At 44.7% G+C, this 15,031-nt stretch carries 8 protein-coding genes; 7 read left to right on the top strand and 1 reads right to left on the bottom strand.

Annotated features, from left to right (window positions below; all coding sequences use genetic code 11):
* Positions 1 to 16: 16 nt before the first annotated feature.
* From K2225_RS10790 to K2225_RS10765, 6 genes are all read left to right on the top strand, one after another.
* Entirely contained in the window at positions 17 to 2,455 is a 2,439-nt protein-coding gene (locus tag K2225_RS10790; protein ID WP_220584922.1) for a glycogen/starch/alpha-glucan phosphorylase, read from the top strand.
* A gap of 24 nt (positions 2,456 to 2,479) precedes the next feature.
* Entirely contained in the window at positions 2,480 to 4,399 is a 1,920-nt protein-coding gene (locus K2225_RS10785) for a glycoside hydrolase family 13 protein (protein WP_220584741.1), read from the top strand.
* A gap of 11 nt (positions 4,400 to 4,410) precedes the next feature.
* On the top strand, positions 4,411 to 4,785 hold the full coding sequence (locus K2225_RS10780; RefSeq protein ID WP_220584740.1) for a PH domain-containing protein: 375 nt from the start codon (positions 4,411 to 4,413) through the stop codon (positions 4,783 to 4,785).
* Between the two features lie 249 nt (positions 4,786 to 5,034).
* Positions 5,035 to 6,399, top strand: coding sequence for an FAD-binding oxidoreductase (locus K2225_RS10775; RefSeq protein ID WP_220584739.1), 1,365 nt, complete (start codon positions 5,035 to 5,037; stop codon positions 6,397 to 6,399).
* 340 nt (positions 6,400 to 6,739) lie between these two features.
* Positions 6,740 to 8,056, top strand: a complete 1,317-nt coding sequence (gene rpoN, locus K2225_RS10770) for an RNA polymerase factor sigma-54 (protein ID WP_220584738.1) — start codon at positions 6,740 to 6,742, stop codon at positions 8,054 to 8,056.
* A 59-nt stretch (positions 8,057 to 8,115) separates the two neighbouring features.
* Entirely contained in the window at positions 8,116 to 8,940 is an 825-nt protein-coding gene (locus tag K2225_RS10765) for a YihY/virulence factor BrkB family protein (RefSeq protein ID WP_220584737.1), read from the top strand.
* 77 nt (positions 8,941 to 9,017) lie between these two features.
* On the opposite strand, the gene K2225_RS10760 is transcribed toward K2225_RS10765, so the two are convergent.
* Entirely contained in the window at positions 9,018 to 10,070 is a 1,053-nt protein-coding gene (locus K2225_RS10760; protein ID WP_220584736.1) for a DmpA family aminopeptidase, read from the bottom strand.
* A 364-nt stretch (positions 10,071 to 10,434) separates the two neighbouring features.
* Between K2225_RS10760 and gltB the strand changes: the two genes are divergently transcribed.
* A complete protein-coding gene (gltB, locus tag K2225_RS10755; protein ID WP_220584735.1) occupies positions 10,435 to 15,015 on the top strand; it encodes a glutamate synthase large subunit in 4,581 nt (1,526 codons plus the stop codon).
* The last annotated feature ends 16 nt before the right edge of the window (positions 15,016 to 15,031 follow it).

Raw genomic sequence — 15,031 nt, 5'->3', positions numbered from 1 at the left:
AGGAACCTTCATGGTGATGTTCAGTGACAAAGAAGAATTCAAGTCAGAATTCAAAGCGCAGTTGGAAAGTAAGTTTGGTAAGACCATTGACACAGCATCCGAGTTTGATACGTATCGGGCGCTCGGGGCGTTGATCCGCGAGAAGATCAATACAGATTGGTTGAAGACGAATCGGGAGTACAAAACAACTAAAACAAAGCAGGTGTATTACTTCTCTATGGAGTTTTTGATGGGGCGTCTGCTTGGCAACAATTTATTGAACTTGGACGTACTTTCGCTCGTCGATGAAGGATTAGCGGATCTCGGGCTTTCTTTGTCGGAACTTGAGAAAAAGGAAAGTGATGCTGGCCTTGGTAATGGCGGCTTAGGACGATTGGCTGCTTGTTTTCTCGATTCCCTTGCTTCTTTAGAATTAGCTGGACATGGCTATGGTCTGAGGTATAGATATGGCATGTTCGATCAGCATATCATTGATGGAAAACAGGTAGAATTTCCGGATTATTGGCTCTCAAAAGAATTTGTCTGGGAAGTCCGCCGCCCGGAAGATGCGATTGAAGTCCGCTTTGGCGGAAATGTTTCATCGACAAGAGATAAAGATGGAAAACTCCATTTCAAATACGAAAACTATGAACCAATCCAGGCCGTCCCTTACGATGTACCTGTTGTCGGTTATCATAACGATACAGTGAATACGTTACGGCTCTGGTCTGCTGAACCTACGGTGGAAGACACAATGACAAAAGCAGAAAAGGAAGGGGTGTTCGGTCACTTTCTGGACCATAAACGATCCCTCGAATCCATTTCGGATTTCCTTTATCCTGACGACTCTACGGAAGAAGGCAAAAGTCTTCGCTTGAAGCAGGAATATTTCTTAGTGTCTTCAGGCGTGCAATCGGTTGTGCGCTCGTTTGAAAGGCTGGGACTTCCATGGTCCTCGTTCCCTGAAAAAGTAGCGCTTCATATCAACGACACACACCCGGCCCTCGTCATTCCTGAACTGATGAGAATCCTGATGGATGAAAAAGGGATAGGTTGGGAGGAAGCTTGGGAAATTACACAGTCCTCTGTTTCTTACACGAACCACACGACATTAAGTGAAGCTCTTGAATCGTGGCCGGTGGGTCTCGTACGGACACTGCTTCCTCGAATATTCATGATTATCGACGAAATCAATGAACGGTTTTGCCAGGGTTTATGGAAAACCTATCCTGGAGAATTTGACCGAATCGCGGATTTAGCCATCGTGGCTGATGGTCAGGTGAAGATGGCCCATTTGAGTATTGTCGGCAGTCACAGCATTAATGGGGTGGCTAAGCTCCACACGGATATCCTGAAGGAACGTGAAATGAAACGTTTTTATAACACATTTCCTGAGCGTTTTAACAACAAAACGAACGGCATTACCCATCGTCGCTGGTTAATGCATGCCAACAGTCCGTTGACCTCTGTCATTACCGAGGCCATTGGTGATGAGTGGAAGAAAGAGCCGAAACAGCTGACCCGTTTACTAAACTTCAAAGATGATCTGGCTTTTCTTGACCAACTTCATGAAATCAAGCAGGACAACAAAGTGGACTTCGCCAAATGGGTGAAAAATACGCAAGGAATCACGGTGGACCCGAATTCCATCTTTGATGTCCATATCAAGCGCTTGCACGGGTACAAACGCCAACTGCTTAATGCCCTTCATATTATGCATTTATATAATGAATTGAAATCAGACCCGACGCTCGATATCGTTCCGAGAACCTTCTTTTTCGGAGCAAAAGCAGCGCCAAGCTATCACTTTGCAAAAAAAGTAATTCAACTCATCAACCGTATCGCATCTGTGGTCAATAACGATCCTGATGTGAAGGATTATATAAAAGTAGTCTTCCTGCCGAACTACTCGGTTTCGATTGCAGAGAAGATCATTCCTGCGAGCAACGTGAGTGAACAGATTTCTATGGCCACAAAGGAAGCTTCAGGAACAGGGAACATGAAGTTCATGATGAATGGAGCATTGACCCTTGGAACCATGGATGGAGCGAATGTGGAAATCCATGACCTTGTCGGAGATGATAATATTTACATTTTTGGTTTAACGTCTGATGAAGTGTGGGACTATTACCGAAACGGATCTTATTCTTCCCGCACAGTTTATGATAATGATGAACGTGTCCGTCACATCATGGATGAACTCATTCATTACAGTCCATTCTCCAAAGGGGAGACGGATTTTCAGGAAATTTACGATGCCCTTCTGACCTATAACGATGAATACTTCGTGCTCAAAGATTTCGCAAGCTACGTATTAGCTCAGAAAAAAGTGAGTCAGGATTACCAGCGTAAACGTCAATGGAACTTGAAGAGTCTTGTCAATATCTCTCAATCCGGAGTTTTCTCAAGCGACCGGACCATTCAGGAATATGCCCGCGATATATGGGACATTCAACGTGTGAAGACGTTGAAGTGAGGTACTATTTAGGGGGACGGATGTGTGAGACAAAAGGATATGTATCATAATAGCTTTGAAGAATCTTATCGAGAGCCTTTCGGTGCAGCGCCGAAGGGTTCTCCTGTTACGCTCAAAATTGACCTCAGTGATCGGTACCGGGTTTCCCACGTCATCCTTCACTACATCTTAGACCGCACAGACGATGAAAAAACGAAGGAGATGGACCTTTGCAGTCAGGAACATCAGCAGGTATCTTATGAAGCTACAATCCGAATGCCTGAAAGGCCACAGCTCATCTGGTATTTTTTTGAAATTACTCTGGAAGACCAGACCCTTTTTTACGGACGGGAAAAAAGCTACGAAAGCGGGGAGGGGCGGGTATATGATCACATACCTCCATCGTGGCAGATCACAGTGTACGACCCTTCATATACAACCCCGGATTGGTGGAAGAACGCCACGATGTATCAAATCTTTCCAGACCGTTTTTATGCTGCAGGGGAGCTCGAAATGGAGAAGGCGCCCGAGACGAGTCTGATCCATGCCCATTGGGAAAATGATCCGGTCTATATTCGTAATGAACGTGGAGAAGTCATTCGTTGGGACTTCTTTGGCGGGAATCTCAAAGGGATCACGGAGAAACTCGACTATATTGAAGGTTTAGGTGTATCCGTTATTTATTTGAACCCGATTTTCGAAGCGGAAAGCAACCATCGGTATGATACCGGTGATTACCACAAAATCGACCCTCTCCTTGGAACGAAAGAAGACCTGGAAACATTGATCACGGAAGCAGCCGAGAAAGGGATTGAAATTATGCTGGACGGAGTTTTCAGCCATACCGGAAGTAACAGCATTTATTTCAATCGAGAGGGAAAGTATGATTCTCTCGGTGCGTATCAGTCTAAAAACTCCCCGTATTATAGCTGGTATACCTTCCACCATTATCCGGATGAGTATGATGCATGGTGGGGCGTCGGAACGCTTCCGACATTGAATAAAGAAAACGAAGACTATCAGGACTTCCTTGTCCATGATAAAGAGAGTGTCATCAAAACCTGGCAGCAATCAGGAATGAAAAATTGGCGCCTGGATGTGGCTGATGAACTGACCGACGATTTGATCAGTCAAATCTACCGTCAATTGAAAAAGAAAGATGAATCAAGTGTTCTTCTTGGCGAAGTGTGGGAAGATGCTTCCAACAAAACGGCTTATGGAAAACGGCGGGACTACTTCCTGGGTGGTGTCCTGGATTCCGTCATGAACTACCCCATGCGCCGCTTGATGCTCGATTTCATGAAGGGTGAAATGGATGCCTATACCGTCCATCGCCGACTTATGACTTTAAGTGAACATTATCCGAAAGAGTATTTCTATGCCGTCATGAATATGCTTTCCAGTCACGATGTAGAGAGAATTCAAACGATGTTGGAAGACTATCTTCCAGATGATTTTAGTCAAGAGGAAGCAGAGAAACTAATCATCAAGCAAATCAAATCTCTCAGTCTATGGCTCTATGCCTTTCCGGGTGTGCCTTCCTTGTATTATGGAGATGAGGCCGGCGTCACAGGCGGGGCTGACCCTGATAATCGAAAACCATACCCTTGGGGGCGGGAGAATAAAGAATTGCTGGATTGGTATCAAAAAATCGGACAGTGGAGGAAAGAACACACGGCTCTCCGCACCGGTCATTGGAAGTCTTTCACTCTTGATAAAGATGTCATTGGCTTCGAACGTTGGACCGAAAATGGTGTGGACCATTTCAATAGAGAAACAAGTAATGAACGAATGCTTTATTTGTTTAACCGGAATTCAAGAAAGAAGATCGAGATCAATCTGCCGATCCAAAAAGGAAAGTGGCAGCATTTAGAAAATAAAAAACGAATTTTCAGTTCGAAAAACAATGTGTTAACCATTGAACTCGAACCATGTGAGGCCATGTTATTACGGTTAATGAAATAGGAGGAATACCGATGGGGTTTTTAGATGGTCTGATGGGCAATGCCAGTCAGGTGGATGTCGATAAGCTTGAAAGAGAGCTTGAAGGTATTCTTATTGAAGAGGAAAACATTCAAAGCGGGTACAAAGTTTTGAGAGACTCTTTCATCTTCACTGACCGCCGCTTGCTACTCATCGATAAGCAAGGCATGACAGGGAAAAAGGTTGAATACCATTCGATTCCTTATAAAAGCATCACTCACTTCAGTGTCGAGACAGCAGGAAGCTTTGACCTTGATTCCGAATTGAAAATCTGGCTATCCGGGTCGAATGAACCAATCGGTAAGCTTTTTAAAAAGGATAGTCCGATTGAGGAAGTTCAACAAACGTTGGCCACCTATGTATTGTAGATGTTCCACGTGAAACAATTCTGAAAATAAGCCTGGAAGTTAGCTTTCAGGCTTATTTTTTATGTTTACTATTCAATTATTCAGTAGGTTTTTGAATACTCGGTCTTGAGTTTAAAGGAGGTCCTTGCAAGGGTAATGAGCAGAGTTTGTTGGGAAGGAATTGGAATTTTGTGTGTAGAAGTAGTAAGATAGTCGGGTGTCATTTTTTACATAAGAGATTAGTAAGTTTTACAAAAGGGGGAGTATAGAATGACAAAATTAAAAGAGAAGATTGAAGGGGAAGTCTTAATCCCTAGTGATGACCGGTACGAGGAGACAAGAAAAATCTTTAACGCCGCGATTACAAAAAGACCATCCGTCATCGTCGTATGTAAAAATGCGCAGGATGTATCAGAAGCAGTGAAGTATGCAACGAAAAACGATTTAGAGGTTGCGGTCAGAGGTGGAGGTCACCACGTTTCAGGCACATCATTGACAGAGGGGGGCTTACTCATCGACCTTTCTCAGATGACAACCGTAGAAGTACATAAAGAATCGCAAACCGTATCTGTCCAAGGTGGGGCTACCCTTGCGGATATCGATGAAGAAACACAGAAATATGGGTTGGCCATGCCAACCGGAACCGTTTCAGAAACTGGGATTGCAGGCCTTGCTTTATCAGGAGGTGTCGGGTACCTCCGCGGGGTGTTAGGCTTATCGTGTGACCAAATGGTAGAAGCGAACATCGTAACCGCTTCTGGAGAACAAAAAGTGGTGAGTAAGGACACAAATGATGATTTATTTTGGGCGATTCGCGGAGGTGGTGGCAACTTTGGTGTTGTGACGGAATTCAAATTCAATTTACACTTCGTTGGTCCTGAAGTATTAGCATTTGACGTCATGTATGACTTGGAAGATGGCATGCAAGTATTCCGAGGTTTGAACGAATATTTAATGACAGCTCCTGATGAAGTCAGTGTGAACATGACAGTTATGGATCTACCACCAGCACCCATGCTGCCGGAATTTCTTCACAATAAATCTGTGATGGTCATTGCAGGCATGTATGCGGGTAATACTGATGAGGGACAGGATATCATCAATCCATTGAGGAAATTTGCGGAGCCAATCATTGATCAGACGGGAGTCATCCCCTATACTGATCTACAGAAGAAATTGGACCCAATGGTACCGCAAGGCGCTAGTTTTAAAGGAACGTCTCTGTTTTTCAAGGATCTTAATGAGGATACATTTGCACAACTACTAGAAGAAAAAGATAAGGCCCCTGGTGGACTTTTGTTCCAACTATGGGAAATGCATGGGCAAGTCAACGCCGTCCCTTCAGATTTTAATGCCTTCTCCGTACGTGACAGTAAGTATTTGCTGCTGCTGGACCTCGTCTATGAACCAGGCAACGATGAAGCAGCGAATGAGTGGGCTGATAAATTCTATGAAACATTCGCACCATTCTCATTGAATGGTGCCGCGTATTTGAATGGCATCGATCCATATAAAGGCGTCATTGAAAAGACCTACGGTTCTAATTACCAGCGTTTGCAAGAAATCAAAGCCAAATACGACCCTCATAACGTTTTTGCAAGGAATCACAACATCAAAGCCAATCAAAAAGTATAAAAACAACTTGGAATCCACCTTCTGCTTAACGTAGAGGGTGGATTTTTCATAGAAATTATTTAACAATATGGCTGGGTTGTTGAAGACTCACTTTCGATATATATGCAGGATTCCTTGCCTCGTTGAACGTCAGGGGTGGCTGGAAAGGGAGCCATTCTCTGCAGCTCTCATCCACTCAAAAAAAGTCTCGAAACTGAGTTTCAACAAATTAGTGATAAAACTACACTAGGAATCTAAAAATTCCATATATATTTGAATTTTTGGTCTGATTAGCCCATCATAAGTAATAGATATATACTGTTAAATAACAATGAAAGCGTTATCAAAACGAGGTGTGGAAATGAAGCTTGAATTGACTCATAAGCAAACGACAGGCTTAGTAATGACAACACAAATGCGTCAAGCAATCACGATGCTTCAATGGACCTCTGCTGAATTGTGGGAATATATCCAGCAGGAGATCCATGAGAACCCCATTTTAACGTTAGAAACCCCAAGTGTCATACCTTCCAATCGTAATCATCGAGAGGCCTATCATGATCCCATTGATCAAATGGTACCCGACGAAAAGAACTGGCGTGAGGGATTGGTGGAACAAGCAGGTTGGCTGAAGGTTGACCTGTCTTTAAAAGAAGCGCTCCTATTTTTAATTGGAAATTTAGATGAACGCGGGTTTTGTACAATTTCTGAAGAAGAAGCAGCGCTGCAAACCGGTCACCCATTAAATTTGGTAAAGCGGGCAAGACGACTTTTACTACAGTTTGAACCGATGGGTGTCGGATGTATGAATTTTAAGGAATTTTTACTCTTACAAGTAGATAAAAAGCATCCGGACTCTTCTGTCTTATCCGTATTAATAGAGCATCATTTGGAAGACCTAGCTGCTCAGAATTTCAAAAAAGTAGCCTGTGAGTTGGACATAGACGAAGCTTGTGTGGTCGAAGCCATGGTAGCCATTCAGTCTTTAGAACCACGTCCATTACTTCCGGATAGCGGGCAGCATGATATCCCAGCGATGCCTGATTTAATACTAGAGAAAAAAGATGGAGGTTATGTCCTGCGTGACCCTTTTTCTGTCAATGGTCAAATTCAGTGGGATGAGCAGTTGGTTCAAATGTACAAAGAGGGAAAAGATGCTCAAGATTATTTGGATGACTGCTATAAAAAAGCGCGCTGGCTTCTGCAAAGCATAGAGCAAAGGCAAAACACCATTTTGAAAGTGGCGGAAATGATCATTAAACACCAGAGAGGCTTTTTGAATGGAGGTTCATTAAGGCCGCTCACTTTGAAAAAGGTAGCGGAAAAGCTGGATGTCCATGAATCGACGATCAGCCGGACCGTGGCCAACAAAGTCATGCAGACACCGAAAGGTATATACGAATTGAAAAGCTTTTTTGTCACGGGGTATCAATCTGCGGATGGAGGGGAAGTTTCTTCTCAGCACATTAAAACTTTAATAAGAGAGATGATTCAAAAGGAAAACCCTCTGAAAGCTTTGTCAGACCAAAAGATGGCAACAGAACTAAAGGAAAAGCATAACGTCAAAGTCTCACGCCGGACCGTGGCCAAATATCGAGAGTCTCTCAATCTCCCATCCTCTTCAAAACGAAGAGCATCAGCACAAGAAGGGGGATCTCCTATTCTTCTACATTCCTAGGTTAATTCTCTGAAAAAAAGGGGATAGTCTAGTAGAAGATGGATGAGGAGGATTCCCTGGTGAAAAATTTGATATCCTATGTGAAAGATGTAATCGCCGAATTTCAAAAAGACAACATTCCCCTGCTTGGCGCAGCACAAGCATACTATTACTTATTGGCCATTGTCCCGCTCTTAATTTTGGTGTTATCTATTCTTCCCTATTTGAATATCGATGCTGAAACAGCGATACAGGCGATGAGCAATGTAATTCCGAGTGATACAGCCCAGGTTTTCAGGGAAAACATAGTTGCTGTGGTGGAGCAACCAAGCGGTGGGCTCCTCACTGTAGGGATTTTAGGTACGCTATGGTCTGCTTCAAATGGTATCAATGCGTTCATACAGTCCTCAAACTTGGCTTATAACGTGGAAGAGACAAGGTCATTCATTAAAGTTCGCCTTCTTTCCATCGTACTGACAATCGGAATGATTGTAGCGATTATCGTTGCCCTCGTGCTCCCTGTGTTCGGCCAGGTCTTGATTGATATGATTAACATGCCATCTCAAACAGCCATTCTTTTACAAGTGCTGCGCTGGTCGTTAAGTATTCTCGTCATTGGAGCTGTTCTCATGGCACTTTATCACTTCGCACCCAATAAAAACATCCCCTTTAAACATATCCTTCCAGGTGCGGTTATTACGGCTTTACTCTGGCAGCTGATTTCTCTCGCATTCTCTTTCTATGTCAGTAATTTTGGCAATTACTCCGCCACTTATGGAAGTCTTGGAGGAATCATTATCTTGATGTTATGGTTTTTCCTAACAGGGATTATCTTAATGGTAGGAGCGGAAATTAATGTTATCTACCACCGGCGTCATGGCGGAGGAAAAAAGAAAGCAGCTTAACCATTTTTAACATGATTCCTTTATGAAAAAAGGTTCCATGCCTCGAAAGAGGTGGACGGAACCTTTTTCTATTTGCACTAGAACTTAATTGGGTAGCTTTCGAGCAGTTCTGTTAATGTAGGTCTGTGGTGGTTGTCTCTCCCGATCACCGGTGTCGCTTGAAAGAGTGATTCAAGAATAGATTCTTCGGTAGCTTCTCCTACAGCACGGAAAGCTTCGTCCATATCTTCTTCATGAATCGTTGGATGAGATATCGTCTCTTCCGGTTTCTCATGTGGGATTGTGGAGACAGTGGAGAATCCGAGAACGACATCGCCACTTCCATTTCCAATCATCGACCCGGTCCTCGATAATCCAGTCACTGACCGCTTGCAAATCCTTTTCAATTGCCGGTCAGAGAGGGGGAGGTCTGTTGCGACTACAATCATGATTGACCCTCGATCTTTTTCCTCATCTGCCTGTATGCACGCCTTCAATTTTTGTCCAACTGCGTTACCATCAATCCTAAGGTCACTCAGTTTACCGAAATTCGTAAGGGTCAGAACGCCTACCGTATAGGTGCCGTGTGTAAGTTCTACCTTGCGTGATGAAGAACCCACTCCACCCTTTAATGAATAACAAAGCATTCCCCGGCCTGCTCCGACACAACCTTCTTCGAAGTGGTCTTTGGCATGATCGATGGCTTGTAAAACATGCTCTTTCGTAACCGCCTGTTCCCTAATATCATTCATAAACATATCGTTACATTCTCCAATAACCGGATTAACCGTACCTGTAGTCCGGCCGATCTCGGGGTTTCGCTCAAGAGTGTAAGCGACAAGAGCGTCATAAGCAGCTCCCACACCGAATGTATTGGTCAGTACAATAGGGGTTTCAAGCGTCCCCAGTTCTTCAAGCTGAATGGTTCCTGCAGTCTTGCCAAACCCATTGATAACATGAGCGGACGCCACCGTTTTATTTTGAAAAAGGTTGTCCTGATGAGGAAGAATGGCGGTAACCCCTGTTTGGATTCTATTGTTATTTAATGTGTAATGTCCGACAGTCACTCCAGGAACATCTGTGATTTGATTACGCTCACCCACAGGCATACCTCCTATGGTGATTCCTTGTTGCCGGGTCGTTTTATTCATCGTTCCACCTCCACATGTCCTATTCGAATTAGACGGTGCAAATTCCTTCTTGATGTATGTTCATACAACGCAAGGATTTTATATACACATTCCGATAGAAAAGAAGATTTATTCTTGTATAAAACGAGTATAAGAGAAAAAATTTATTCGTTTTTCTAAGTTTTTTGTTTGCGCTTACATCCTTTTAATATTCGGGTTTCTCATGAATTTGAATTGTCTCATTATCGTGAAAATTCAATGTTTGAACGCGTAAAGAGCATGATTCTTCAGGCTGTTCATGCTATACTAGTAAGAAACTGAAAAGACAGAATTTTTTAATTTTTGCCTGTAACCTACAAGAATATGTCCGCTAGGGGGAAAAAATATGCAAAAACACGGATATCCTGTTCCGCAGGGGCTATATCATCCGGAAAATGAGCATGAAGCTTGTGGTATCGGAGTGATTGCCAACATCGATGGAACAAAGAGTCACAGTATCGTAGAGAATGCCATCACTATTCTATGTAACTTAGAGCACCGTGGTGGACAATCTGCTGACGTCAGTACGGGGGATGGGGCTGGAATACTGACACAGATCCCTCACCATTTTTTCGAAGCACAATGTGAGAAGGAAGATATATATTTGCCTGAAGCCGGTAAATACGGCATCGGCATGATTTTCTTTCCAGAAAATCATGAAACAAGAACTGAATGTATGCAGACATTTGAGCGTATCGTCGCTGAAGAAGGACAAGAGTTCTTAGGCTGGCGTACGGTTCCGGTAAACGATTCGTTCGTTGGGGAAGATGCGAAGAAAACCAAACCATTTATTCGTCAGGCTTTCGTTGCTCCATCTGGAAATATCCAAACTCAAATGGATTTGGAGCGCCGCCTATACATCATTCGTAAGCGAGCGGAAATCGAGATCGCTGGAAAAGACGGGTACGATGACTTTTATATCAGCAGTTTGTCATCAAACACGATCGTTTATAAAGGCATGTTGATCCCTGAACAACTGGATTCCTTTTATATCGATTTGAACCACCCTGATTTCAAAACGGCCCTCGCTTTAGTACACTCCCGCTTTAGTACGAACACCTTCCCGAGCTGGAAACGTTCGCACCCGAACCGATTCACCATTCACAATGGAGAGTTTAATACATTACGAGGCAATGTGAACTGGATGAGAGCACGCCAGGAGCTTTGCAACTCGGAATATTTCAGTGAAGAAGATTTACAGAAACTTCTTCCTGTCATCGATTCCAACGGTAGTGACTCTTCCATGTTCGATAATGCTTTTGAATTTTTATACTTGTCCGGTCGTTCACTCGCTCACACCGCTATGATGATGGTGCCTGAGCCTTGGTCAAATGATGAAACGATCCAGGAAGACAAGAAGAATTTTTATGAATACCATAGTTGCTTAATGGAGCCATGGGACGGGCCGGCTGCCCTTGCTTACACGAATGGAAAGCAAATCGGTGCTTGCCTCGACCGTAACGGCTTGCGTCCGGCGCGCTATTACGTAACAAAAGACGGAATGATTGTCCTTGGGTCAGAAGTGGGTGCTCTTGATATCTTCGCTGACGACATTTTGTATAAAGATCGTCTCGCACCAGGAAAGATGCTTCTCGTCGACCTTGAGGAAGGGAAAATCATTCCTGATGATGAAATTAAATTGCAAATTGCACGCGAGAAGCCTTATAAAGAGTGGATTGAAGAGAACAAGTTTGATTTAGAAGACCTACCTGAACCGATGACTGAACCCCGTCCGGTTGAGAACTTGATCGACCAGCAGCTTGCTTTCGGTTACACGACAGAAGAATTAAACAAAATCCTTCTGCCGATGGTCAACGATAAAAAAGACCCCGTCGGTTCAATGGGTTACGATTCACCGCTTGCGGTGCTTTCTAAAAAGCCACAGCTGCTCTACAGCTACTTCAAGCAGTTGTTCGCCCAGGTCACGAACCCGCCGATTGATGCCATTCGTGAAAAACTGATTACGATGGTGGAAACGACGATTGGAGCAGAAGGGAACCTTGTGGACCCTAAACCAGAAAGCTGCCGTCAAATCAGGTTGCAGACACCGATCTTGACTAATCGTGAACTTGAACAGATCCGTCAGCAGGATTTAGAAGGCTTTGCTGCACGTACGCTTTCCATTCTTTTCGATGCAAAAGAAGGAGGCTTGAAGCCTGCGCTTGATCGTTTATGTGAAGAAGCGGATGCAGCCGTACAGGATGGTACGACGTTGCTTGTCCTTTCTGATCGTGGAATCAGTGAAGAGTATGCAGCCATTCCTTCTCTTCTTGCGGTATCCGGTTTGCACCATCACCTCATTCGTAAAGGAACACGAACGAAAGTGAGTCTGATCATTGAATCGGGTGAGGCGCGAGAGGTTCACCATTTCGCAACACTCCTTGGTTATGGAGCCGAAGGAATCAACCCTTATCTTGCATATGAATCCCTGAGAGATTTGATGGATCGCGAATTGCTTGAAACAGAATCCCATGAACAAGCGGTGCAGACGTATATTCATTCTGCAACGGATGGAATCATCAAAGTCCTTTCTAAAATGGGGATTTCCACGATCCAAAGTTACCGAGGAGCGCAAATCTTTGAAGCCGTTGGCATTCATAAAGATGTCATCGACCAGTATTTCACGCGAACAGCTTCTCGTCTTGGCGGAATCGGTCTCGATATCATCGAGAAAGAGGTGCTGATGCGTCATGAAGTTGCGTACGGAGAAACACGTGGATCAAACCGTACTCTAGAAGCGGGTGACGAATACCAGTACCGCCAGAACGGTGAAGATCACCAGTATAATCCGCAAACGATTGCGACGTTGCAGCACGCTTGCCGTTCAAACGACTATGACCTTTTCAAACAATATTCTAAGATGTTGACCGATGAAAAGAACAACCTACAGTCTTTGCGTGGGTTGCTTTCCTTCAAGGATCGTCCGTCCATTCCGGTGGAGGAAGTAGAGTCTGTTGAAGATATTTGCAGACGATTCAAAACAGGAGCGATGTCTTTCGGTTCCATCAGTGAAGAGGCACACGAAGCCTTAGCGATTGCGATGAACCGGATCGGAGGTAGAAGTAACTCCGGTGAAGGTGGGGAAGATCCAAAACGATTCACCCCTGAAGAAAACGGTGACTTGAAACGTAGTGCTATCAAACAGGTAGCATCTGGACGTTTTGGGGTTAACAGTCATTACCTTGTCAATGCGGATGAAATCCAAATCAAGGTCGCTCAGGGTGCGAAACCAGGTGAAGGTGGTCACCTTCCAGGCAAAAAAGTATATCCATGGGTAGCAGAAGTCCGTGGTTCCACACCAGGTGTTGAATTGATTTCACCACCACCGCACCACGACATCTACTCCATTGAAGACTTGGCTGAGCTTATTTATAACTTGAAAAACGCCAATCCGAAAGCGCGTGTCAGTGTGAAGCTCGTTTCCGCTGTCGGGGTTGGAACCATTGCTGCAGGGGTAGCGAAAGGACGCGCGGATCTTGTATTGATCAGCGGGTACGATGGAGGAACGGGTGCGGCACCGAGAACAAGTATTAAACACACCGGTCTACCTTGGGAAATCGGTCTAGCTGAAACACATCAGACACTGGTACTTGACCGTCTGCGTGATCGAATTGTCGTTGAAACCGACGGAAAAATGATGACCGGCCGTGACGTTGTGGTGGCCTCCTTGTTAGGAGCAGAAGAATATGGATTCTCAACCGCGCCGCTCGTTGTCCTCGGTTGTGTGATGATGCGCGTCTGCCACTTGAACACATGTCCGGTCGGTGTAGCGACCCAGGACCCTGAACTTCGTAAGAAATTTACAGGGGAAGCGGATCACCTTGAGAACTTCATGCGTTTCATCGCACAGGAGGCCCGTGAACTCATGGCGGAGCTCGGATTCCGTACAATCAATGAAATGATCGGCCGTACCGATGTTCTTCAGGCCAACGAAGCCATCGACCACTGGAAAGCCAAAGGTGTCGACTTGTCTGCCTTGCTTTACCAGCCTGATGTTCCTGCAGACTATGGTCGTTTTGCTGTCAGAAAGCAGGATCATGGCCTTGAGAAGACACTGGATATGGAAGAATTGATCCCACTTTGTAAGAAAGCCATTGAAACCGGAGAGCCTGTGGAAGGCACAGGATCGATTCGTAACATTCACCGTGTAACGGGTACGATCCTTGGTAGTGAAATCACACGTCGTTATGGAGCGGAAGGACTTCCGGAAGACACGATCAAGTTGACCTTCAAAGGTTCTGCTGGTCAAAGTTTCGGTGCCTTCATTCCGAAAGGAGTCACGCTGCGCCTTATCGGTGATTCCAACGATTACGTTGGAAAAGGGTTGTCCGGTGGTAAAATCATCGTCCATCCATCACCACGGTCATCCTTCGTACCGGAAGAAAACACGATTATCGGAAACGTATCCTTCTATGGTGCTTCAGCTGGAGAAGCTTACATCAATGGTCTTGCAGGTGAACGTTTCTGCGTCCGGAATAGTGGAGCAGAAGTGGTTGTCGAAGGTGTCGGTGACCATGGGTGCGAATATATGACAGGCGGGAAAGTCGTCGTCCTTGGGGGCACGGGGCGTAACTTCGCGGCAGGAATGTCCGGAGGCGTCGCTTACGTGTTGGATGAGGCTGAACTTCCTTTTGATACAAAATGCAATAAAGAGCTCGTTCATCTGCAGCAGTTGTCAGATGCGAATGAAATCCAAGAACTCTATGACATGATCGACAAACATGTTTCCTATACAAACAGTCCGCGTGGTCAACGGATTCTTGCCAATTGGAACGACTATGTATCCAGATTTGTCAAAGTCATTCCGAGGGATTACTTGGCGATGCAAGAACGGATTAAGAACTTGAGAGACAGTGGTCTTGAGAAGTTTGATGCTGAAATGACAGCATTTGAAGAACGCAACAAACCGGTAGCAACAGTCAAATAACGGAGAAGGGGGAGAT

Source organism: Halobacillus sp. Nhm2S1, assembly GCF_019599545.1.
Taxonomy (GTDB): domain Bacteria; phylum Bacillota; class Bacilli; order Bacillales; family Halobacillaceae; genus Halobacillus.
This window is presented reverse-complemented; position numbering and strand designations above follow the sequence as displayed.